We start from the raw sequence: 19,739 nt of genomic DNA on the forward strand, positions 1-19,739 counted from the left end.
CGCCGCCCGCAGCCATGCTTTCAGCCGATGGCGACAATTGGCCGCTTTCTGTGGCCGAATTTACACGGCCTGTGTATAGCGCCCTTGCCAATCACCAGCGGAACCGCATGTCCCCTGCCCTCACCTTGCCCGACGGCCGCAGCCTCGCGCTTTCCGCGACGCCGCTCGTCATGGGTATCGTCAACATCACGCCCGATTCCTTCTCGGATGGCGGATTGCTGAAGAATGCCGAGGCGGCGATCGCCCATGGCGCGCGCCTCGCCGCGGAAGGCGCGGCCATTGTCGATATCGGCGGCGAGTCGACGAGACCCGGCCATGCCACCGTCGATGCCGCGACCGAGATGGCACGCGTGCTGCCGGTCATCGCCGGGCTGAAGGCGCGGATCGACACGCCGATCTCGATCGACAGCTACAAGGCCGAAGTGGCGGAAGCGGCGCTCGCGGCCGGCGCCTCGATCGTCAACGATGTCTGGGGCGCCCAGCGCGACCCCCGCATCGCCGAGGTCGCGGCGCGAGCCGGCGCGCCGATCATCCTGATGCATAACCGCGACACGATCGACGCCTCGCTCGACATCTTCGAGGAGGTGCTGCGCTTCCTCGAGCGCTCGGTCGCGATCGCGACGCAAGCCGGCGTTCCTTCGAGCCAGATCGTTGTCGATCCCGGCATCGGCTTCGGCAAGACCGCACGTCAGAATCTCAACCTGATCCGCCATCTCGACCGGCTCGCCGTGCTCGGCTGCCCGATCCTGCTCGGCGCGTCCCGGAAATCGACACTCGGGCGCATCACAGGCCGGGAGGTTCCGGCCGAGCGGCTCGCCGCCAGCATCGCCGCGCATCTCTATGGCGCGAGCCGCGGCGCCGCCATCATCCGCGCCCATGACGTTGCCCCGCATATCGACGCGCTCAAGACCTGGGCCGCCATCGAAGACAGCATGAAAGCAGACCTGTGAGCGAAACCGGCCGCATCCTGATCGAGAAACTCGACATCTACGCCTATCACGGCTTCTTCTCGGAGGAGGAGCGGCTCGGCCAGCGCTTCGTCATCGACCTCGTGCTCGATGTCGACCTGCGCGCCGCCGCCGCCAGCGATCGCCTCACTGACACCGTCGATTATGGCCGCGCCGTCGCCATCGTCGCCGAAGCCTTCACGGCCCGCCGCTACCACCTGCTGGAAGGCGCGGCGCGCGCCGTGGCACTGGCGCTGTTCGATGCCTTCCCGATGATCGAGGCCGTCGAGGTCACCCTGCGCAAGCCGGCGCCGCCGATCCCGGCGACGCTCGGCTCGGTTGGCATCCAGCTGAGGTTCCAGCGTGAAGGTTGAGGCCGCACTCGCCTTCGGCGGCAATATCGGCGACCCCGTCGCGGCCTTCGCCGCGGCGCTGAAGGGGCTGCGCGCGCATCCGGACATCACGCTCGGCCAGCTGTCCTCGATCTATCGCACGCCGCCCTGGGGCAAGACCGACCAGCCGGAATTCCTCAATATGGCCGTGCTGGTCGAGACCTCCTTGCCGCCGCAGGACCTGCTCGCCTTCTGCCTGGAGCTGGAGCGCGCCGGCGGCCGGGAACGCCGCGAGCGCTGGGGGCCACGCACGCTCGATATCGACATCCTGACCTATGGCGACGCGATCATCGACCAGGCGCGGTTGCAGATCCCGCATCCGCGCATCCCCGAGCGCGCCTTCGTGCTGACGCCGCTGGCCGAGATCCTGCCGCAGCGCCTGATCGGCGGGCGCAGCGTCACCGAATTGCTGGCGGCGGCCACAGACGAAACGATCCGCCGCGACGATATCGCGACGGATCGTTTGAAGACTCTACTGGCCAGTTAACTCACCGCATCGGATCGATCAGACGGAACAGTCGGTCGATCCGATGAGCGGGATCACTCGCCCTTGTCGAGGGAGATGTCCGGCGCGGTCGGCACCTTCATGCCGACGACATGGTAGCCGGCATCGACATGCATGATCTCGCCGGTGATGCCGCGCGACATGTCGGAGACGAGGAAGACCGCGGTCTCGCCGACCTCCTCGATGGTGACCGTGCGGCGCAGCGGCGAGTTGTACTCGTTCCAGCGCAGGATGTAGCGGAAATCGCCGATGCCGGAGGCCGCCAGCGTCTTGATCGGGCCGGCCGAGATCGCGTTGACGCGGATCTTCGAGGGGCCGAGATCGGCGGCGAGATACTGCACGCTCGATTCCAGCGCCGCCTTGGCGATGCCCATGACGTTATAATGCGGCATCCATTTCTCGGCGCCGTAATAGGTCAGCGTCAGCAGCGAGCCGCCATCGGGCATCAGCTTCTCGGCGCGCTGGGTGATCGCCGTGAAGGAATAGCAGGAGATCAGCAGCGACTTCGAGAAATTCGCCTCGGTGGTCTCGACATAGCGGCCGGTCAATTCGTCCTTGTCGGAGAAGGCGATGCAATGGACGACGAAGTCGAGCTTGCCCCAGAGCCTTTCGACCTCGGCGAAGACCGCGTCGATGGTCGCGCCGTCAGTGACATCGCAATGGCCGACGACATGGCCGCCGAGTTCCTTGGCGAGCGGCTCGACCCGCTTCTTCAGCGCATCGCCCTGATAGGTGAAGGCGAGTTCAGCGCCCGCATCGGCCGCAGCCTTGGCGATGCCCCAGGCGATGGACCGGTTGTTCGCGACGCCCATCACGAGCCCGCGCTTGCCCTTCAGGAGATTGGCGGTCGGCGAAACGGCGTTGGAATCAGGCATGGGAAACCCGCAGATGAACGATGAGCAGGTCTCTTAGAACAGTCGCAGGGAAACGGGAACCGCTTTGATGCCCGCCTCCACGGCTGAATCACGCATAAGACCGCGATCCGTAGCCCGCGCGGCTCGTTTTCGGCTGTAACGGCGCCCGAGCCGGCTCAGTTCGCCTCGTCCCGCCCCTTCATCAGCGCCGTCAGCTCCGCGTCGCTCGCCGGCATCTCGATATCGATGGCGACGAAGAGATCGCCGACCGCGCCCTTTTCGCCCTTCAGGCCCTTGCCGCGCAGGCGGAACTGCCGGGCCGTGCCGGTCAGCGGCGGGATGTTCATCTCGACCGCGCCGGTCAGCGTCGGCACATGCAGCGGCCCGCCGAGCACCGCCTTGGCGAGCGGCACCGCGACGCGGGTGCGCAGGTCGTTGCCATCGACCGCGAAGCGGGAATCCGGCTTGACCTTGATGGTCATCATCACATCGCCGGCCTCGCCGGAGTACGGATCGATCTGGCCGAGCCCGCGCAGGCGCATCACCTTGCCGTCGCTCACCCCCACGGGGATGGTGATCTCAACCTCGCGCCCACCCGGCAGCTTGACCCGGCGCGTGCCGCCGGTCGCGGCCTGCGCCAGCGTGACCTCCAGTGTGAAACTCTGCTCCGGCGGCTTCTGCGGCTCGGGCTTGCCGCGGGCGCGCCGGCCGGCCTCGCCGAAGAGCGAGGAGAAGATGTCGGAGGCGTCGAAGCCGGCATCGCCCGCGCCCCCGCCCGGGCCGCCGCGACCGCCGAAGGGATGGCCGCCACCGCCCTGGCCGAAATTGAACTCGAAGCCGCCGCTGCGCCCGCCCCGGCCGGCGCCCATGCCCTCGAAGCCCTGGAAGCGCGGCTTGCCCTCGGCATCGATCTCGCCGCGGTCGAACTGCTTGCGCTTGGTCTCGTCGCCGACGATTTCATAGGCGGCGTTGAGCTCGGAGAACTTGTCCTGCGCCTTCGGGTCGTCCCGGTTGCGGTCCGGGTGTAGCTCCTTGGCGCGCTTGCGGAAGGCCTTCTTCAGCTCCGCATCGCTCGCGCCGCGGGCAACGCCTAGAACCTGATAGGGATCGCGCATCCAAAACCTCTTTCAGACAAAGTCGAACGGCCGGCGCGAGAACCGCCAGCCGTCCGCCTCGCCCAATGTGGGGGCGGTGTGGCGTGTGCGCAACACCTGGCGGGGGCCGTTCTGCACCCGGCCTCGCGGCAAGGCAAGCCAGGTAAAAAGCTTCAGCCCAGGCCCTTCCAGGGCTCCATGTCCTTGACCGCCCACTCGCCGCCCGAAGGGCGGCAGGCCGTGCCCTGCAACTTGACCGGCCGGCTTTGCGTCTCGACGCTGGCGATGAAGGCGCGGCAGATTTCGTCGGAGCGCAGGAAAGGGCCACCGACCGGGATGAAGGAGCCCTTGATGCCACTTTGGGGATTGTCCCAGGAAACGGGAGCGCCGTTGCCCTGGGGATCGAGCGCCACGCTCATCGCCCCGTCGGCGCGGCGCATGTCCTCCGGCCCGAGCTCGGAGGACAGGCCCGCAAGCGCGCCGGAGCGATCGCCGCCACGCGCCGGCAGGACCGAGGAGGTCGTCATCGCCGAGGCCGCGGCGACCTCGTCCTCGCTCTTGCTCGAAAGGCCGAGGATGGGGAAAGAGACCGAACAGCCGGCGCCGAACAGCCCCAGCAGCACCGCGGCAGCCAGCGGGCGCATGGGGGCTGCGCAACTGTTGAGGCTTTGGAACGCCCCCGCCCCTGCCCTATATAAACCAGCCGCCCGAATCCGGATCACTTCTGCGCTCGCCCGACGCCCATTTCCACTGACCGAGGATTAGAACGTGCAACCGTTAACGAGCGGTGACTTCACCGAGGAAAACGAGCCTTTCGCCTTGTTCCAGAAGTGGTTGGACGAGGCCACGAAATCCGAGCCGAACGACCCGACCGGCATGGCGCTCTCGACCGTCGATGCCGAGGGCATGCCCAACAGCCGCATGGTGCTGCTGAAGGGCCATGGACCGGACGGTTTCGTGTTCTACACCAACACCGAAAGCCAGAAGGGCCAGGAACTGCTCGGCCAGCCCAAGGCCGCCGCCCTGTTCCACTGGAAAAGCCTGCGCCGGCAGATCCGCATCCGCGGCACGGTGACGCTCGTCAGCGATGCCGAATCGGATGCTTATTACCAGTCCCGCCCGCGCGACAGCCGGATCGGCGCCTGGGCCTCGCAGCAGTCGCGCCCGCTGGAAAGCCGCTTCGCGCTCGAGAAGGCTGTCGCGAGCTACACGCTGAAATTCGGCATCGGCGAGATTCCGCGCCCGCCCTACTGGCGCGGGTTTCGCATCACCCCGACCTATATCGAGTTCTGGCGCGACGGCGCTTTCCGCCTGCATGACCGCATCATCTTCCGCCGCGACGCGCCCGACGCGTCCTGGACGAAGACGCGCTTCTACCCCTGAGGACACCTGCCCCATGGCGATGCCCAAGTTCGATTTCCCGAAGACCGAAGCCGGCAAGCGCCCGGTCATGCTTTTGACCGGGGCGAGCCGCGGCATCGGCCATGCCACGGTGATGCAGTTCGCCATGGCGGGCTGGCGCATCCTGTCCTGCTCGCGCCAGGCCTTCTCCGACAAATGCCCCTGGCCGTCGGGCGCCGACGACCATGTCCAGATCGATCTCGGCGACCCCGAGGACACGATGCGCGGCATCGCCGAGATCAAGAAGCGCCTAGCGGCAGAGGGCGGCAAGCTCAACGCGCTGGTCAACAATGCCGGCATCTCGCCGAAGGGCCCGAAGGGCGAGCGGCTGGGCGCCGCCACGACCTCCTTCAACGACTGGCACAAGGTCTTCCAGGTCAATTTCTTCGCGCCGATCATGCTGGCGCGCGGCCTGCTCGACGAGCTCACCGTGGCGAAGGGCGCGATCGTCAACGTCACCTCGATCGCCGGCTCGCGCGTGCACCCCTTCGCGGGCGCCGCCTATGCCACCTCCAAGGCGGCTCTCGCCAGCCTCACCCGCGAGATGGCGGCCGATTTCGGGCCGTTCGGCATCCGCGTGAACTCGATCTCGCCCGGCGAGATCGATACCGCCATCCTCTCGCCGGGTACCGAGAAGATCGTCGCGACCCTGCCGATGAAGCGCCTGGGCAAGACCGACGAGGTCGCCAAGGCGATCTATTTCCTCTGTACCGACCAGTCGAGCTACGTCACCGGCTCGGAGCTTCACATCAATGGCGGGCAGCACGTCTGATGCGTGAGCCCGCGCCATGATGGGAGATGGCGGCCAGGTCATCCGCTTCCCGACGCCCGGCCGGGCCGCGGCGCGGCCGGTTCTGGCAGCCTCCGTCGCGGTTTTCCGCGACGGCAAGGTTCTGCTGGCGACGCGCACCAAGCCGCCGGCCGACCGTCTCTGGTCGCTGCCGGGCGGCAAGGTCGAGGCCGGCGAGACGCTTGAAGAAGCGGCCCTGCGCGAGCTGGAGGAAGAGGTCGGCGTCGCCGCCCGCATCCTTGGCTTCAACCGCCATGTCGAGATCTTCGGCCGCGATGCAAAGGGCGCCGTGACGCATCATTTCGTCGTCGCCTCCTTCATCGGCGAGTGGCTCTCCGGCGAGCCGCGGACGGGGCCTGAGGCCGGCGCGGTGATGTGGGCCGACCCGCTCAAGCTCGGCGGGCTGGCGACGACGCGCGAGCTCGGCGACGTGCTGCGCCGCGCCCACCAGCTCTTCATCGCGGGTATCCCCGCACCATGAGAATCGGGCTTCGCCATTCGGCGCTTCTGGTTGCGCTCCTGCTGTTGCCGATGGCGGCCGCGGCGCAGCAACGGTCACAGCCGGCCGCGAAGCCGCCCGCAGCCAAGCCTGCCGAGCAGCCTGCCCCGGAACCGACCGCTCCGCCTTATGAGCCGCAGCTCCTGCAGCTCTCCGAGATCATGGGTTCCCTGGCTTATCTCCGGACGCTTTGCGGCGGCCGGGAGGCGCAGGACTGGCGCGCGCGGATGAGCGCGCTGATCGAGGCCGAGGGCCGGACGCCGCAGCGCCGCGACCGGTTAACCTCAGCCTTCAATCGCGGCTTCAAGGCCTATTCCCTGACCCATCGCTCCTGTACCGAGGCAAGCCAGGAGGCTTCTTCCCGACTTGCAGCCGAAGGCGAGGTGCTGTCGCGCGCGCTCGCCGGGCGCTATGGCGGATAGGCAACAGCTGTTGCCGGAATGCGCACTTCCACCGGATTCTTCCGGTCGCGTTAACCTTTCTTAAAGGCCATGGTAGCGTGCCGCTCTGGCACGGCTTATGTCTTGGGCATCGCCCAACCGTCGCGATCCGGGGCAAAACCGCCGCGATTCGCGCCAGACAGAAGGCTGAAGAGTCCCGTTTCGATGCCGATCCAGCCAGACGACACGATGCTCGACCCGAATCTCGCCGAGGACCATGGCGACGTCCGCCGCGTTGCCTATGGCTATGTCGAGGACGCGTTCAACGAGGCGCAGCAGGACGGGCTCGATCCCGACGCCATGGCCCATGCCGCGCTGTTCGCGGCGCTTCGCACGCTGGTCGAGACCTATGGCGAGGACGCGACCGCCACTTTCGCCGAGACGCTGGCCGACAAGGTCCGCTGCGGCGCCTTCACCTGCGGCACGCGGCACTGAACAAACCGGTCAGGCCGCCCCCGCCGGCCCGGCCCTTACCGCCTCGATGATCCGCAGCACGGCCGCGCTTTCGCCGAGCAGCATCTGCGCGCTGGCGCTCTTCCCCGCACGCACTGCCGCCATCACGGCTTGCGCCTGGAACTGAAGGCCATTGCCGGGAAAGGCGAAGCTTTCGCTGAGCCGCCCTGACTGAGGCAAGCGGTCGAGCAGACGCGCCAGCCTACCAGGTCCGCGATCGTAAGCCGCGACTGCCTTGTCGGCATCGACATACCACGACAGCCGCTGCACCTTCAGGAATGGCGCCTCGAGGATGAGCCCGCCAGCCTCGCCCTCGATCAGGAGCCGGTTCGCTCCGTTCCGGTCGAAACCGCAGGAGAGTTCCGCGACCGCCGTTGGATAGTCCAGCCGGAAGCTGCTGCGCCGGTCGACGCCGGTGCCGGCGGCGAGCCAGCTTCCCCTCACGGCCTGTGGCTCGCCGAGCAGATGCAGGGCCAGCGACAGCGGATAGACGCCGAGATCGAAGGCAGCTCCACCCCCGAGAGCCGGATCGTAGAAGCGGCTGCCCGGTTCCTCGGGATGGAGATAGGAGAGATCGGCCCGGATGCGCCGGATTGCACCGATACGGCCTGCGGAGATCTGCTCTCGCGCCCGGCGCGCCGCCGGCAGGAAACGGCTCCACAGGGCTTCCATCGCGAAGACACCGCGCTCGCCCGCCGCCTGCGCGATCGCCTCGACATCGGCGCTGGCGAGCGCGATCGGCTTCTCGATCAGCACCGGCTTGCCGGCCGCGATGGCCTTCAGCGCCTGCGCGGCGTGGAGATGGTTCGGTGTCGCGATATAGACCGCCTCGATCGCGGGATCGGCGAGAAAAGCGGCTTCGTCGTCATAAGCCTTCGCCCCGTCGAAGCGCGCGACAAAGCTCTGCGCCTTCTCAAGGGAGCGCGAATGAGCAGCAACGATGCGCGCCTGCAGCGGCAGGTCGAGATCGGCGGCGAAGAGCCCGGCGATGGCACCGGTGCCCATGATCCCCCAGCCGAATGGCTTGTCCTGCGCCAAGCGCCCCTCCCTCGCTGGCGACGAGCGATAGCGGAGGGGCGTTAAGGGCCGGTTCCTCAGACGGCGAGCGCGAAGCCGTCCTTGCGATGATCGGAGGCACCGAACATCACGCCGCGCTTGTGATCGACCCAGATCGCCTGGCAGCCGCCGAGCGGCTCCTCGGACCAGACCACGTCATGGCCGCGCGCCTTGAGATCGGCGGCGACGCTCGCGGGAATGGTCGTCTCCAGCGAGAGCTTGCCGTCATAGGCGAAGCTGCGCGGCGCATCCGAGGCCTGCTGCGGGTCGAAACCGCGGTCGAGGATGCCGGAGAGGAAATGGGCATGGCCGGTCGACTGGTACTGGCCGCCCATCACACCGAACGGCATGATCGGCTTGCCGTCCTTGGCCAGCATGCCCGGAATGATCGTGTGGAACGGGCGCTTGCGCGGGGCGATGGCGTTGGGATGGCCCTCGATCAGGCGGAAGCCCGAGCCGCGGTTCTGCAGCATCACGCCGGCCTTCGACGCATAGATGCCACTGCCGAAGGCGGAGAACAGCGAGTTGATGAAGGACACCATGTTGCCCTGGCCATCGACGACGCAGAGATAGATCGTGTCCTTGTGCAGCGGCATGTCGAAGGCTTCGGGCTTCGCCGCCTTCTCCAGGCTGATCTCCTTGCGGATGCGGCCGACGAACGGGTCCGACAGGAAGGCGTCCGTGTCGAAGGGGCTGACAGCCGGGTCGGCGACCAGCGCGTCACGCTGGCGATAGGCGGCCTTGCTGGCTTCGGCGAGGAGATGGATCCGGTCGGCCTCGCTGAGCTTCTCGTCCTTCATGTCGAAGCCTTCAAGGATGCGCGCGATCAGGAGCGCGGCGATGCCCTGGCCGTTCGGCGGGCATTCCCAGAGGCGGTGGCCGCGATAATCGGCGCCGATCGGATCGACATAATCCGGCTTCGAGGCGGCGAAGTCATCAAGCCCGATCAGGCTGCCGGCGGCACGGAGTACGCCGACCATATCCTCGGCGAGTTCGCCCTCGTAGAAGGCCGAGCGGCCCTCGCGGGCGATGCGGCGCAGCATATTGCCGAGCGCCGGATGGACCATCTTGTCGCCGACGGCCGGGGGATTGCCGCCCGGCAGGTAGACGGCGTTGCCGAGGCCGTGCTTCTCGATGCGGCCACGGGCCTTGGCCCAGTCGAGCGCGACGCGCGGCGTCACCACGAAGCCCTCCTCGGCGGCGCGGATCGCGGCTGAGAAGATTTCCTCCAGGCTCTTGCTGCCATGGTCGGCGACGAGGCGGCACCAGGCGTCGATGGCGCCGGGCACCGTGACGGCGTGGGGCGAATCCGCCGCGATCGAGGTCATGCCCTGACCGAGAAACCAGCCGAGCTCAGCCTTGGCGGCCGAACGGCCCGAGCCGTTGATCGCAACCATCTTGCCATTGGCCGGCGCGTAGATCGCGAAGCAGTCGCCGCCGATGCCGGTCATATGCGGGTCGACCACTGCCTGGACGGCCACCGCCGCGATGGCGGCATCGATGGCGTTGCCGCCGGCGCGCAGGATATCGACAGCGGCCAGCGTCGAGGCCGGATGCGAGGTCGCCGCCATGCCGCGGTCGCCGACCGCAACCGGGCGGCCCGGCACCATGAAATCGCGATTGCCCCAGCTCATGCTCGTCTCCACCTCTGCGGCGCCGTCGCTGCGCGGCGCCTTGTTTCCCCCAACGCTTTCGCGCGCCGGCCGGGGGCTTGGCAATCCCGCCTCGCGCATGGCCGACGCCACCTGCCCCTCGCCGCACGCAACTGTCGCGATTGACATCCCGGCGCGGAGGGCTATCGCGACCGGGAAGGACGGGCCGGCCATGCAAGACTACATCCGCAAGATCATCGGGGCGCGCGTCTATGACGTCGCGATCGAAAGCCCGCTCGACCCGCTGCCGCGATTGTCCGCCCGCATCGGCGGCAGCGCCCTGCTGAAGCGCGAGGACCTGCAGCCCGTCTTCTCGTTCAAGCTACGCGGCGCCTACAACAAGATCGCCGGGCTTTCCGCCATCGAGGCCGAGCGCGGCGTGATCTGCGCCTCGGCCGGCAACCATGCGCAGGGCGTGGCGCTGGCGGCGAAGAAGCTCGGCATCAAGGCGACCATCGTGATGCCGCGCACCACGCCCGACATCAAGGTTCAGGCGGTGCGCAGCCTCGGCGGGCGCGTCGTGCTGCATGGCGAGAATTTCGACGAAGCCTATGGCCATGCCCGCAAGCTCGAAGCCGAGAAGGGGCTGACCTTCGTCCATCCCTATGACGATCCGGACGTCATTGCCGGCCAGGGCACGGTCGGCATGGAGATCCTGCGCCAGCATTCCGAGCCGATCGAGGCGATCTTCGTGCCGATCGGCGGCGGCGGACTCGCGGCCGGCGTCGCAGTCTACGCCAAGTTCCTGCGGCCCGAGATCAAGGTGATCGGCGTCGAACCGGAGGATGCCGCTTCGATGGCCGGTGCTATCGCTGCCGGGGAACGCGTCGTGCTCGATCAGGTCGGGCTCTTCGCTGACGGCGTCGCGGTGCGGCAGGCGGGCGAGGAGACGTTCAGGCTCTGCCGCGAATTGCTCGACGAGGTCGTCACCGTCTCGACCGACGAGATCTGCGCGGCGGTAAAGGACATCTTCGAGGATACCCGCGCCATCGCCGAACCGTCCGGTGCCGTCAGCCTCGCGGGCTTGAAGGCCTATGCGGCGCGCGAGGCCAAGCGCAGCGGCGCGCTGATCGCGATCAACAGCGGCGCGAACATGAATTTCGACCGCCTGCGCCATATCGCCGAGCGGGCCGAGATCGGCGAGCATCGCGAGGCGCTGCTGGCTGTGACAATCCCGGAAAAACCCGGTGCCTACCGCGCCTTCATCGAACTGCTCGGCCGGCGCGCCATCACCGAGTTCAACTATCGCTATTCCGATCCGACGGCCGCGCGCATCTTCGTCGGCGTGCAGCTTTCCGAGGGCGATGCCGAGAAGCACCAGATCATCGCGATGCTGACCGAGCGCGGCTATCCCGTGCTCGACATGAGCGACAACGAGCTGGCCAAGCTGCATATCCGCTACATGGTCGGCGGCAAGGCGCCGGGGCTCGGCGACGAATTGATCTTCCGCTTCCAGTTCCCGGAGCGGCCGGGCGCGCTGCTGAAATTCCTCAACAGCCTTTCGGCCGATTGGAACATCTCGCTCTTCCATTACCGCAACCACGGCGCCGATTACGGCCGCATCCTCGCGGGCATCCAGATCCCGCCGGCCCAGCGCGGGCAGCTCGCAAAGCGGCTCGATGCGCTCGGCTATCCCTATTGGAGCGAGAGCGACAACCCGGCCTATCTGTCGTTCCTGGCGGAGATGCCGGCGCCGTGAATAATCGGCTTAAGGTGGAAGCATGACGCTCGAACAGCTGCGCATCTTCGTCGCCGTCGCCGAACGCGAGCACCTGACGCAAGGCGCGCGGGCCCTCAACCTCACGCAATCGGCGGTGAGTTCCGCGATCACGACGCTGGAGGGGCGCTATGCGACCAAGCTGTTCGACCGGATCGGCCGGCGTATCGCCCTGACCGAAGCCGGCAAGCTCTTCCTGATCGAGGCCCGCGCCGTGCTGGCGCGAGCGACAGCTGCCGAAGCCGTACTCTCCGATCTCTCGGGGCTGGCGCGCGGCTCGCTTGCACTGGTGGCGAGCCAGACCGTGGCGAATTACTGGCTGCCGCCGGTGATCCAGCGCTTTCGCCGGGAGCATCCCGGCATCGCCGTCTCGCTCGCGATCGGCAATACCGAAACCGTGAGCGCCACCATCCGTGACGGCGTCGCCGATCTCGGCTTCATCGAAGGCGAGATCGACGACCCGGCCCTCTCCATGACCGAGGTCGACGAAGACGAACTCGTTATCGTCGTGCCGGCTGGCCACCCCTGGGCGAAGAGCACCCCATCAGCCGAGGAGCTCTCGCGAGGCGGCTGGGTCCTTCGCGAAGCGGGCTCGGGAACACGGGCGATGTTCGAGGCGGCGCTGCCGGGACTCGGCCTCGCGGCAGACGACCTCAGCGTGGCGCTGGAACTGCCGTCCAACGAGGCGATCTGCGCCGCGGTTGCGGCCGGCGCGGGCGCGACCGCGATCTCGCGGCTCGTCGCCGCCAACGCCATCGCCGCCGGACGCCTCGCCACCGTGGCGCTGCCGCTGCCGAAGCGCCGCTTCCTCGCGTTGCGCCACAAGGAACGCTACCTCGCCAAGGCGGCGGCGGCGTTCCTCGCGCTTAGTCAGGCTGGCTGAGCCTCAGGCCGCCGCAGCCGAGCCCGGTGCGGCGCGCATCAGCATGCCGAAGAGATCGCGGGAATCATCGGGATCGGCGATCAGGTCGAGATCGACATAAGTGCCGGCCTCGCGGATGCGCTCGTAGACATAACGCAGTGCCGAAAAGTCCTCGATCGCGAAGCCGACCGAGTCGAACATCGTGATCTGTCGTGCATCGGTTCGGCCCTGAACCGCTCCCGTGATGACCTTCCAGAGCTCCTCGACCGGGTGATCGGCGTCGAGCTGCTGGGTATCGCCCTCGATGCGGGTCTGCGGCGGATATTCGACGAAGATCGAGGAGCGCAGCAGCACGTCGCGGTGAATCTCGGTCTTGCCGGGGCAGTCGCCGCCGACCGCGTTGATATGGATGCCAGCGCCGACCATGTTGTCGGTCAGGATCGTCGCGTACTGCTTGTCGGCCGTGACGGTGGTGACGATCTCGGCGCCCTCGACCGCTTCCATCGCGGTGGCGCAGCGCGTGATCCTGAAGCCGTGGCGGGCGAGGTTGCGGGCGCATTTCTCGGTCGCCGCCGGATCAACGTCGTAGAGTCGCAGGTTCTCGATGCCGAGGATCGCGCGGAAAGCGAAGGCCTGGAATTCGGACTGGGCGCCGTTGCCGATGATGGCCATGGTCGCGGCATTCTTCGGCGCGAGATGCTTCGCAGCCACCGCCGACATCGCCGCCGTGCGCAGCGCGGTCAGGAAGGTCATCTCGGAGAGCAGCACGGGGTAGCCGGTCGCGACATCCGAGAGCAGGCCGAAGGCGGTGACGGTCTGGAGGCCCGCCTTCATGTTCTTGGGGTGGCCGTTCACGTATTTGAAGCCGTAGAGCTTGCCGTCGCTGGTCGGCATTAGTTCGATCACGCCTTCGAGGCTGTGCGAGGCGACGCGCGGTGTCTTGTCGAAGATCTCCCAGCGCCGGAAATCATCCTCGATATAGCCGGCGATCTCGGACAGCATCCGCTCGATACCAATCGCATGGACCAGCTTCATCATGTGGTCGACGCTGACGAAAGGCACGACGTTGAGCTGCTGAATCATGGGTCCCCGCGCTGTTCTCGTTGAAGGAGCGATTGTCCCTGTTTTTGGCGGCAGGCGATAGAAACCAAAACGACCAGATCGGCGCCAAGATTGATCGATATGACAAAGTCATCTATCCATTTCGAGCAATGGACGATCTCGACCGCAAGCTCATCACCCTGCTGCGCCATGACGGACGGCGCAGCATCTCGGACCTCGCCGCCGATCTCGGCCTGACGCGGGCGACGGTGCGGGCCCGGCTGGAGAAGCTGGAGCAATCCGGCGAGATCATCGGCTTCACCGTGATCCTCCGCTCGGACGCCATCGACTTACCCGTACGCGGCATCACGATGATCGAGATCGCCGGGCAGGCGGCGGATTCGGTGATCGATGCGCTCTCCGGCTTCACCGAGGTCTCCAGCATCCACACCACCAACGGCAACTGGGACCTCGTGGTCGAGCTCGGCACCTCCGACCTGATCGCCTTCGACCAAGTGCTCAGGCATATCCGCATGATCCCCGGCGTGACCAACAGCGAGACCAGCCTACTGCTGGCGACGCCGCGCAGCGTCAAGGCGCGGCTCTAGCCCCCACAAGAAGCGCCACTGCATGGCCGCCATCCGCAAACGCGACGCGGCGCCCCGTGACAGGCGCGCATCCGCCCCCTAACGTTATGCCTCGTCAGATACAGCGTTGGTGGCGGCCGGCGATGCATGATCGCGCAGGGCCGCCCGTTCGCGTCGGACACCACAGTTCCCGCTCGGGGCATGGATGATCGGCCGTTTCCCGGCAGGCTGTCCGCGTCTTGAGCCAAGACCAAGGCAGGAGACCAGACATGGCGCATGAGCTCGAATTCTATATCGACGGCCAGTGGGTGAAGCCGTCCGGCAATCGCACGCTCGGCGTGATCGATCCGTCGAACGAGGAGGTCTTCGCCACGATCGCGCTCGGCGAGCAGGCCGATGTCGACAAGGCCGTCGCCGCCGCCCGCGCCGCTTTCCCGGCCTTCGCTGCGACCTCGAAGGCCGAGCGCCTCGCCCTGATGCGCCGCCTCGCCGAGGCCTACAAGAAGCGCTACGACGACATCGCCAATATCCTGTCGCGCGAGATGGGCGCGCCGAAAGAGCTGGCGCACCGGGCGCAGGCCGCGATGGGCACCGCCCATCTCGCCAAGATGATCGAGACCCTCGAGAACTTCGAGTTCGAGGAGCTGCGCGGCACCACCCTGATCGCCAAGGAGCCGATCGGCGTCGTCGGCATGATCACGCCGTGGAACTGGCCGCTCAACCAGATCATGTGCAAGGTTGCGCCCGCGCTCGCCGCCGGCTGCACCATGGTGCTCAAGCCCTCCGAGATCGCCCCGCTCAACGCCATCATCTTCGCGGAAGCGATGGAAGAGGCCGGCGTGCCGAAGGGCGTGTTCAACCTCGTCAACGGCGACGGCCCGACGGTCGGCGAAGCCATCTCGCGCCATCCGGGCGTCGACATGGTCTCCTTCACCGGCTCGACGCGCGCCGGCATCCTCGTTGCCAAGGCGGCGGCGGATACCGTCAAGCGCGTGCATCAGGAGCTCGGCGGCAAGTCGGCCAACATCATCCTTGATGATGCCGACCTGAAGAAGTCTGTGAAGCTCGGCGTCGAGAGCGTGATGCGCAACTCCGGCCAGTCCTGCAATGCACCGACCCGGATGTTCGTGCCGGAGAAGCTGCATGAGGAGGCCCTCGCCATCGCCAAGCAGGTGGCCGAGCCGCTCAAGGTCGGGGCTCCCTCGGCGGACGGCGTCTTCCTCGGCCCCGTCGTCAGCGAGGTCCAGTACGACAAGATCCAGCGCCTGATCGAGGCCGGCATCAAGGAAGGCGCGACGCTGGTCACCGGCGGCGCTGGCCGTCCGGAAGGGCTCAACCGCGGCTACTATGTCCGTCCGACCGTGTTCGGCGGCGTGACCGACGAGATGGCGATCGCCCGCGAGGAAATCTTCGGCCCCGTGCTGTCGATCCTGCCCTACAAGAGCGACGACGAGGTGGTCTCGCGCGCCAACGACACGCCCTACGGCCTGGCTGCCTATGTCCAGTCCGGCTCGCAGGAGCGCGCCCGCAAGATCGCGGGCCAGATGCGCGCGGGCAATGTCTATATCAACTACCCGGCCTGGGACGCGGGCGCGCCCTTCGGCGGCTACAAGCAGTCCGGCAACGGCCGCGAATATGCCGATTTCGGCCTCGAGGAGTTCCTGGAGATCAAGGGCACGGTCGGCTACGCCGCGGCCTGATCGTATCGCGATCTGACGACAACGAGGCCCGGTGGACCAAAAGCCGCCGGGCCTTCATTTTATTCTCCGTTTCAATCGTTTGAGAGGGCCGAGCCATGGTCAATCCGAACCGCTACGACGCGATGCGCTACAACCGCTGCGGCCGCAGCGGGCTGCAATTGCCGGCGCTCTCGCTCGGCCTCTGGCAGAATTTCGGCGAGACCGGCAGCCACGCCAATATGCGCGAGATCTGCCGCACGGCCTTCGACCTCGGCATCACCCATTTCGACCTCGCCAATAATTACGGGCCCCCGCCCGGATCGGCCGAGACCGCTTTCGGCGAGATTCTGGGCCAGGATTTCGCGGGTTATCGCGACGAGCTCGTGATCTCGACCAAGGCCGGCTACCGGATGTGGCCGGGCCCCTATGGCGAATGGGGCAGCCGCAAATACCTGATCTCCAGCCTCGACCAGAGCCTGAAGCGGATGAAGCTCGACTATGTCGACATCTTCTATTCGCACCGCTTCGACCCGAACACGCCGCTTGAGGAGACGATGGGCGCGCTCGACGCCATCGTGCGCCAGGGCAAGGCGCTCTATGTCGGCCTGTCCTCCTACAACGCGAAGCGCACGCAGGAGGCGGTCGCGATCCTGCGCCGGCTCGGCACGCCCTGCCTGATCCACCAGCCGAGCTATTCGATGCTCAACCGCTGGATCGAGCAGGACGGCCTGCTCGACACGCTCGACGCGGAAGGCATCGGCTCGATCGTGTTCTCGCCGCTGGCGCAGGGCATGCTGACCGACAAGTACCTGAAGGGCGTGCCCGCCGGCAGCCGCGCCGACAAGAAGGCGCCCTCCTTCCGCGATGGCTTCCTCAGCGAGGCTAATATCAGGAGCATCGCGGCGCTGAACGAAATCGCCGCCGCGCGTGGCCAGAGCCTCGCGCAGATGGCGATCGCCTGGGTGCTGCGCGGCGGACGGGTCACCTCCGCCCTGATCGGCGCGAGCCGGCCGGAGCAGGTGACGGATTGCGTCGCGGCGCTGAAGAACCCTGAATTCTCGGCGGAGGAGCTGGCGGCGATCGACAAGCATGCCGTCGATGGCGGGATCAATATCTGGGCGGCTTCGGCGGAGCGCTGACACCGTTCTTGCAGTGAACAACCGTCATGCTCGCCCCCGTGGCGAGCATCCACGTCTTGAACACCGCCCTCGCTCGGCAAAAACGTGGATGGTCGGGACAAGCCCGACCATGACGATCTCTCGAAGCAATCTCGCTTAATCCTCCTCCGGCACCGCCGCGATCGGGAGTGCGCTGGAGCGCTTCACCTGCCCCAGCGCAAAACTCGACTCGATCGAGGCGACGCCGTCGAGGCGGGTGAGCTTGTCCTTGAGGAAGCGCTCATAGGCAGGCAGGTCGCGCACGACGATGCGCATCAGATAATCGCGCTGACCCGTCATCAGGTAGCAATCGACCACTTCGGGCCAGCGCGCCACCGCCTGCGAGAAGCGGTCGAGCTCGTCCTCGCGCTGGCGCTCCAGCTTGATCGAGACGAAGACGCTGATCGGCAGACCGACCTTGGTCTGGTCGATGATCGCGGCATAGCCGGTGATGACGCCCGCTTCCTCCAGAATGCGGATGCGGCGCGCGCAGGGCGAGGCCGACAGACCCACGCGCTCGGCCAGATCCTGCACCGAGAGGCGCGAATTGATCTGCAATTCCGCGATGATCTTGCGGTCGAGCGCATCGAGGCGCAGGCGTGCCATGCCCTGTCTCCGGTCCCGGCTGAAATCGCTCTATGACAGGAGAGGCCGCGCATCGCCACCGGCATCGCCGCGGAAGCGAACAGCGGCGACGGCATGGCACTGGCGTGGGGAGCCCGGCCGCGCTATGCGATACCTACAATCCATTGAATGTATGGAACCTGTTCAGCGATGGTCGACAATGACGGGCTTTCCTGGACCGCCCAGCTCGATCCGGCGGCCGGGCCGCGCTATCTCCAGATCGTCGCTCAGCTCGAAGGGGCCGTCGCGACTGGGCTATTGCGGCCCGGCGACCGGTTGCCGCCACAGCGCCGGCTCGCCGAGCACCTCGCCGTCGATCTCACGACCGTAACCCGGGCCTTCGGCGAGGCCCGCGAGCGCGGCTTGATCGACGCGGTGACGGGGCGCGGCTCCTTCATCTCGGCGCGACAGGAACAGGAAGGCCCGCCGCTCGACCTCAGCATGACGATCCCGCCGGCGCCGAAGGGGCTGCGGCTGGGCGAGCTCATGCAGCGCGGCATCGCCGAGATCCTGGCGCGCAGCGATGCCGACCAGTTGATGAACTATCATGGCGGAGCCGGCTCTCTCGCGGAGCGCGCAGCCGGTGCGGCATGGCTCGCGCCTCTGATGGGCACGGTTTCCCCGCAGCGCATCGCCGTCGTTCCCGGTGCCCAGACCGGGCTCAACGCCTTGCTCTCGCTGCTAGCCGGGCCCGGCGAGACGATTCTGATGGAGCCGCTGGCCTATCCCGGCCTGATCGGTGCGGCGCGGCAACGTGGGCTCGCGATGGCTCCGGTCGCAAGCGATGAAAACGGCCCGCTCCCGGATGCGCTCGACGAGGCCGCCGGCCGCTACGACGCGAGGCTGTTCGCGCTGACGCCGACGCTGCAGAATCCGACCTGCATCACGATCCCGGAAAGGCGCCGCATCGACCTCATCGCCGTCGCCCGCAAACGTGATCTCACCCTGATCGAGGACGACCCCTACAGCCTGCTCGCGGGCGATGCGCCCGTGCCGCTGGCCGCGCTGGCGCCCGAGCGGACATGGCATGTCGCAACCTTGTCCAAGGTGCTGACGCCCGGCCTGCGCACGGCTTTCATGGCGATGCCGGAGGGGGCCGACAGCACGCCGTTCCTCGCCGCATTGCGGGCGACAGCGCTGATGCCGGCCCCCCTGATGACGGCGCTCGCGGCGCATTGGATCAGGATCGGCGCGGCGAAAGACCTGCTGGATGGCGTGCGGCACGAGGCGGCTGAACGGCAAACGCTGGCGCGGGGGATCCTACCCGAGACGATGCAGGCTCATCCGCATGCCCTGCATGTCTGGCAGCCCCTGCCCGCCCATTGGGCGCGCGACCGGTTGATCGAGCGCGCCCGCGAGGCCGGGCTTGGCGTGATGGCCGCCGATGCCTTCAGCACGGGCGGCGTGGCGCCGGATGCGATCCGGATTGCGCTGGGTGCGATTCCGGAACGGGCGCGGCTGGCGGAAGCGCTCGGCCTGCTCGCCGCATTGATCCGCGACGGGGGCTGAGCGCCCGGCTGGCTCAGTTGGAGGCGACCGGCTTGTCCTGCGGCACCGCGCGGGCGAGCCGGCCCTCCTCCGCCTTGTGGAAATATTGCGAGGCGATCAGCCAGCCCTTGAGCGGCTGCAAGGGCGGGATGCAGGTCGCCAGGATCAGCGGCAATGTCGTGACCAGATGCACCCAGGTCGGCGGATTGTAGCTCAATTCCAGCCAGAGCGGGAACGCCACGGCCGGGATGCAGAGGAACATCATCACGAAGAAGGCCGGGCCGTCAGCGGGGTCGGCGAAGGAATAATCCAGGCCGCAATTCTCGCATTTCGGCTTCAGCTTCAGGAAGCCCTCGAACATCTTGCCCTGCCCACAGCGCGGGCAGCGGCCGCGCAGGCCGGTCTGGAGCGGAGAGAGTGGCGGCCAGTGCTCGCCGGACATGGAATGTCTCCTCGGGACGGCGCCGTTCATTTGGCGTCATCCTTCAGATCGCGCTCGAT

22 protein-coding genes are annotated in these 19,739 nt (G+C 67.3%); 14 read left to right on the top strand and 8 right to left on the bottom strand.

Going from position 1 to position 19,739, the window contains the following annotated elements:
* The first annotated feature begins 107 nt into the window (after nucleotides 1-107).
* Genes folP through folK form a run of 3 tightly spaced genes read left to right on the top strand, consistent with a single transcriptional unit; the run spans nucleotide 108 to nucleotide 1,826 of the window.
* Entirely contained in the window at nucleotides 108-950 is an 843-nt protein-coding gene (folP, locus tag BLQ70_RS15520) for a dihydropteroate synthase (RefSeq protein WP_091858266.1), read from the top strand.
* Nucleotides 947-1,321 (top strand): dihydroneopterin aldolase, encoded by a 375-nt coding sequence (gene folB / locus BLQ70_RS15525; RefSeq protein ID WP_091858269.1) that lies wholly within the window; start codon nucleotides 947-949, stop codon nucleotides 1,319-1,321. The genes folP and folB overlap by 4 nt, the downstream gene beginning before the upstream one ends.
* Nucleotides 1,311-1,826, top strand: coding sequence for a 2-amino-4-hydroxy-6-hydroxymethyldihydropteridine diphosphokinase (gene folK / locus BLQ70_RS15530; protein ID WP_091858272.1), 516 nt, complete (start codon nucleotides 1,311-1,313; stop codon nucleotides 1,824-1,826). The genes folB and folK overlap by 11 nt, the downstream gene beginning before the upstream one ends.
* A 53-nt stretch (nucleotides 1,827-1,879) precedes the next feature.
* On the opposite strand, the gene fabI is transcribed toward folK, so the two are convergent.
* The 3 genes from fabI to BLQ70_RS15545 form a co-directional block, all read right to left on the bottom strand.
* Complete coding sequence (gene fabI, locus BLQ70_RS15535; protein ID WP_061968686.1) at nucleotides 1,880-2,719, bottom strand: enoyl-ACP reductase FabI; 840 nt, start codon at nucleotides 2,717-2,719, stop codon at nucleotides 1,880-1,882.
* A gap of 155 nt (nucleotides 2,720-2,874) precedes the next feature.
* Nucleotides 2,875-3,813: a DnaJ C-terminal domain-containing protein gene (locus tag BLQ70_RS15540; protein ID WP_091858275.1), complete on the bottom strand. Its 939-nt coding sequence runs from the start codon at nucleotides 3,811-3,813 to the stop codon at nucleotides 2,875-2,877.
* Nucleotides 3,814-3,965: 152 nt separating this feature from the next.
* A complete protein-coding gene (locus BLQ70_RS15545; RefSeq protein WP_091858278.1) occupies nucleotides 3,966-4,436 on the bottom strand; it encodes an RT0821/Lpp0805 family surface protein in 471 nt (156 codons plus the stop codon).
* A gap of 124 nt (nucleotides 4,437-4,560) precedes the next feature.
* Here BLQ70_RS15545 and pdxH point away from each other — a divergent pair, with 124 nt between their 5' ends.
* The 5 genes from pdxH (at nucleotide 4,561) to BLQ70_RS15570 (ending at nucleotide 7,357) form a co-directional block, all read left to right on the top strand.
* Nucleotides 4,561-5,175 (top strand): pyridoxamine 5'-phosphate oxidase, encoded by a 615-nt coding sequence (gene pdxH, locus BLQ70_RS15550; protein WP_091858281.1) that lies wholly within the window; start codon nucleotides 4,561-4,563, stop codon nucleotides 5,173-5,175.
* Nucleotides 5,176-5,242: 67 nt separating this feature from the next.
* Nucleotides 5,243-5,965, top strand: a complete 723-nt coding sequence (locus BLQ70_RS15555; protein WP_082617531.1) for an SDR family NAD(P)-dependent oxidoreductase — start codon at nucleotides 5,243-5,245, stop codon at nucleotides 5,963-5,965.
* A gap of 16 nt (nucleotides 5,966-5,981) precedes the next feature.
* Entirely contained in the window at nucleotides 5,982-6,464 is a 483-nt protein-coding gene (locus BLQ70_RS15560; RefSeq protein ID WP_280140815.1) for an NUDIX hydrolase, read from the top strand.
* Entirely contained in the window at nucleotides 6,461-6,904 is a 444-nt protein-coding gene (locus BLQ70_RS15565; protein ID WP_091858284.1) for a TIGR02301 family protein, read from the top strand. Before BLQ70_RS15560 ends, BLQ70_RS15565 begins: the two co-directional genes overlap by 4 nt.
* 183 nt (nucleotides 6,905-7,087) lie before the next feature.
* Nucleotides 7,088-7,357: a hypothetical protein gene (locus BLQ70_RS15570; RefSeq protein WP_348521636.1), complete on the top strand. Its 270-nt coding sequence runs from the start codon at nucleotides 7,088-7,090 to the stop codon at nucleotides 7,355-7,357.
* A 9-nt stretch (nucleotides 7,358-7,366) separates the two neighbouring features.
* Here BLQ70_RS15570 and BLQ70_RS15575 read toward each other — a convergent pair whose 3' ends face one another.
* Together BLQ70_RS15575 and ggt are read right to left on the bottom strand one after the other, a co-directional pair.
* A complete protein-coding gene (locus tag BLQ70_RS15575) occupies nucleotides 7,367-8,380 on the bottom strand; it encodes a Gfo/Idh/MocA family protein (RefSeq protein WP_091858819.1) in 1,014 nt (337 codons plus the stop codon).
* Between the two features lie 89 nt (nucleotides 8,381-8,469).
* The gene (ggt, locus tag BLQ70_RS15580) at nucleotides 8,470-10,065 is read right to left on the bottom strand and encodes a gamma-glutamyltransferase (RefSeq protein WP_091858286.1); all 1,596 of its coding nucleotides are present in this window, start codon (nucleotides 10,063-10,065) and stop codon (nucleotides 8,470-8,472) included.
* Between the two features lie 97 nt (nucleotides 10,066-10,162).
* Between ggt and ilvA the strand changes: the two genes are divergently transcribed.
* The gene (gene ilvA, locus BLQ70_RS15585; RefSeq protein WP_425284587.1) at nucleotides 10,163-11,782 is read left to right on the top strand and encodes a threonine ammonia-lyase, biosynthetic; all 1,620 of its coding nucleotides are present in this window, start codon (nucleotides 10,163-10,165) and stop codon (nucleotides 11,780-11,782) included.
* Nucleotides 11,783-11,804: 22 nt separating this feature from the next.
* Nucleotides 11,805-12,683 (top strand): LysR substrate-binding domain-containing protein, encoded by an 879-nt coding sequence (locus BLQ70_RS15590; RefSeq protein ID WP_091858289.1) that lies wholly within the window; start codon nucleotides 11,805-11,807, stop codon nucleotides 12,681-12,683.
* A gap of 3 nt (nucleotides 12,684-12,686) precedes the next feature.
* Here the strand turns inward: BLQ70_RS15590 and BLQ70_RS15595 are convergent, their stop codons facing one another.
* Nucleotides 12,687-13,745, bottom strand: coding sequence for an ornithine cyclodeaminase (locus tag BLQ70_RS15595; protein WP_091858292.1), 1,059 nt, complete (start codon nucleotides 13,743-13,745; stop codon nucleotides 12,687-12,689).
* A gap of 128 nt (nucleotides 13,746-13,873) precedes the next feature.
* Here BLQ70_RS15595 and BLQ70_RS15600 point away from each other — a divergent pair, with 128 nt between their 5' ends.
* From BLQ70_RS15600 to mgrA, 3 genes are all read left to right on the top strand, one after another.
* On the top strand, nucleotides 13,874-14,311 hold the full coding sequence (locus BLQ70_RS15600; protein ID WP_091858294.1) for an Lrp/AsnC family transcriptional regulator: 438 nt from the start codon (nucleotides 13,874-13,876) through the stop codon (nucleotides 14,309-14,311).
* A 248-nt stretch (nucleotides 14,312-14,559) separates the two neighbouring features.
* Entirely contained in the window at nucleotides 14,560-15,990 is a 1,431-nt protein-coding gene (locus tag BLQ70_RS15605; RefSeq protein WP_091858298.1) for an aldehyde dehydrogenase family protein, read from the top strand.
* A gap of 95 nt (nucleotides 15,991-16,085) precedes the next feature.
* A complete protein-coding gene (gene mgrA, locus BLQ70_RS15610; RefSeq protein ID WP_091858301.1) occupies nucleotides 16,086-17,108 on the top strand; it encodes an L-glyceraldehyde 3-phosphate reductase in 1,023 nt (340 codons plus the stop codon).
* A 135-nt stretch (nucleotides 17,109-17,243) separates the two neighbouring features.
* On the opposite strand, the gene BLQ70_RS15615 is transcribed toward mgrA, so the two are convergent.
* On the bottom strand, nucleotides 17,244-17,732 hold the full coding sequence (locus BLQ70_RS15615; RefSeq protein WP_091858305.1) for an Lrp/AsnC family transcriptional regulator: 489 nt from the start codon (nucleotides 17,730-17,732) through the stop codon (nucleotides 17,244-17,246).
* A gap of 168 nt (nucleotides 17,733-17,900) precedes the next feature.
* Here BLQ70_RS15615 and BLQ70_RS15620 point away from each other — a divergent pair, with 168 nt between their 5' ends.
* Nucleotides 17,901-19,259 (top strand): aminotransferase-like domain-containing protein, encoded by a 1,359-nt coding sequence (locus tag BLQ70_RS15620; RefSeq protein ID WP_091858308.1) that lies wholly within the window; start codon nucleotides 17,901-17,903, stop codon nucleotides 19,257-19,259.
* 13 nt (nucleotides 19,260-19,272) lie between these two features.
* On the opposite strand, the gene BLQ70_RS15625 is transcribed toward BLQ70_RS15620, so the two are convergent.
* The gene (locus BLQ70_RS15625) at nucleotides 19,273-19,680 is read right to left on the bottom strand and encodes a DUF983 domain-containing protein (protein ID WP_061968707.1); all 408 of its coding nucleotides are present in this window, start codon (nucleotides 19,678-19,680) and stop codon (nucleotides 19,273-19,275) included.
* Nucleotides 19,681-19,739 lie beyond the last annotated feature (59 nt).

This window comes from Allobosea robiniae (genome assembly GCF_900102525.1).
Taxonomy (GTDB): Bacteria; Pseudomonadota; Alphaproteobacteria; order Rhizobiales; family Beijerinckiaceae; genus Allobosea; species Allobosea robiniae.

Bases quoted from the DNA above. Each gene is read 5' to 3' on its own strand.
- ggt (WP_091858286.1), bottom strand. From the start codon at position 10,065: ATGAGCTGGGGCAATCGCGATTTCATGGTGCCGGGCCGCCCGGTTGCG.
- mgrA (WP_091858301.1), top strand. From the start codon at position 16,086: ATGGTCAATCCGAACCGCTACGACGCGATGCGCTACAACCGCTGCGGC.
- BLQ70_RS15600 (WP_091858294.1), top strand. From the start codon at position 13,874: ATGGACGATCTCGACCGCAAGCTCATCACCCTGCTGCGCCATGACGGA.
- BLQ70_RS15590 (WP_091858289.1), top strand. From the start codon at position 11,805: ATGACGCTCGAACAGCTGCGCATCTTCGTCGCCGTCGCCGAACGCGAG.
- BLQ70_RS15555 (WP_082617531.1), top strand. From the start codon at position 5,243: ATGCTTTTGACCGGGGCGAGCCGCGGCATCGGCCATGCCACGGTGATG.
- BLQ70_RS15615 (WP_091858305.1), bottom strand. From the start codon at position 17,732: ATGGCACGCCTGCGCCTCGATGCGCTCGACCGCAAGATCATCGCGGAA.
- BLQ70_RS15575 (WP_091858819.1), bottom strand. From the start codon at position 8,380: ATGGGCACCGGTGCCATCGCCGGGCTCTTCGCCGCCGATCTCGACCTG.
- BLQ70_RS15545 (WP_091858278.1), bottom strand. From the start codon at position 4,436: ATGCGCCCGCTGGCTGCCGCGGTGCTGCTGGGGCTGTTCGGCGCCGGC.
- BLQ70_RS15620 (WP_091858308.1), top strand. From the start codon at position 17,901: ATGGTCGACAATGACGGGCTTTCCTGGACCGCCCAGCTCGATCCGGCG.
- BLQ70_RS15570 (WP_348521636.1), top strand. From the start codon at position 7,088: ATGCCGATCCAGCCAGACGACACGATGCTCGACCCGAATCTCGCCGAG.
- ilvA (WP_425284587.1), top strand. From the start codon at position 10,163: ATGGCCGACGCCACCTGCCCCTCGCCGCACGCAACTGTCGCGATTGAC.
- BLQ70_RS15565 (WP_091858284.1), top strand. From the start codon at position 6,461: ATGAGAATCGGGCTTCGCCATTCGGCGCTTCTGGTTGCGCTCCTGCTG.
- fabI (WP_061968686.1), bottom strand. From the start codon at position 2,719: ATGCCTGATTCCAACGCCGTTTCGCCGACCGCCAATCTCCTGAAGGGC.
- BLQ70_RS15540 (WP_091858275.1), bottom strand. From the start codon at position 3,813: ATGCGCGATCCCTATCAGGTTCTAGGCGTTGCCCGCGGCGCGAGCGAT.
- BLQ70_RS15625 (WP_061968707.1), bottom strand. From the start codon at position 19,680: ATGTCCGGCGAGCACTGGCCGCCACTCTCTCCGCTCCAGACCGGCCTG.
- BLQ70_RS15560 (WP_280140815.1), top strand. From the start codon at position 5,982: ATGATGGGAGATGGCGGCCAGGTCATCCGCTTCCCGACGCCCGGCCGG.
- BLQ70_RS15605 (WP_091858298.1), top strand. From the start codon at position 14,560: ATGGCGCATGAGCTCGAATTCTATATCGACGGCCAGTGGGTGAAGCCG.
- folP (WP_091858266.1), top strand. From the start codon at position 108: ATGTCCCCTGCCCTCACCTTGCCCGACGGCCGCAGCCTCGCGCTTTCC.
- BLQ70_RS15595 (WP_091858292.1), bottom strand. From the start codon at position 13,745: ATGATTCAGCAGCTCAACGTCGTGCCTTTCGTCAGCGTCGACCACATG.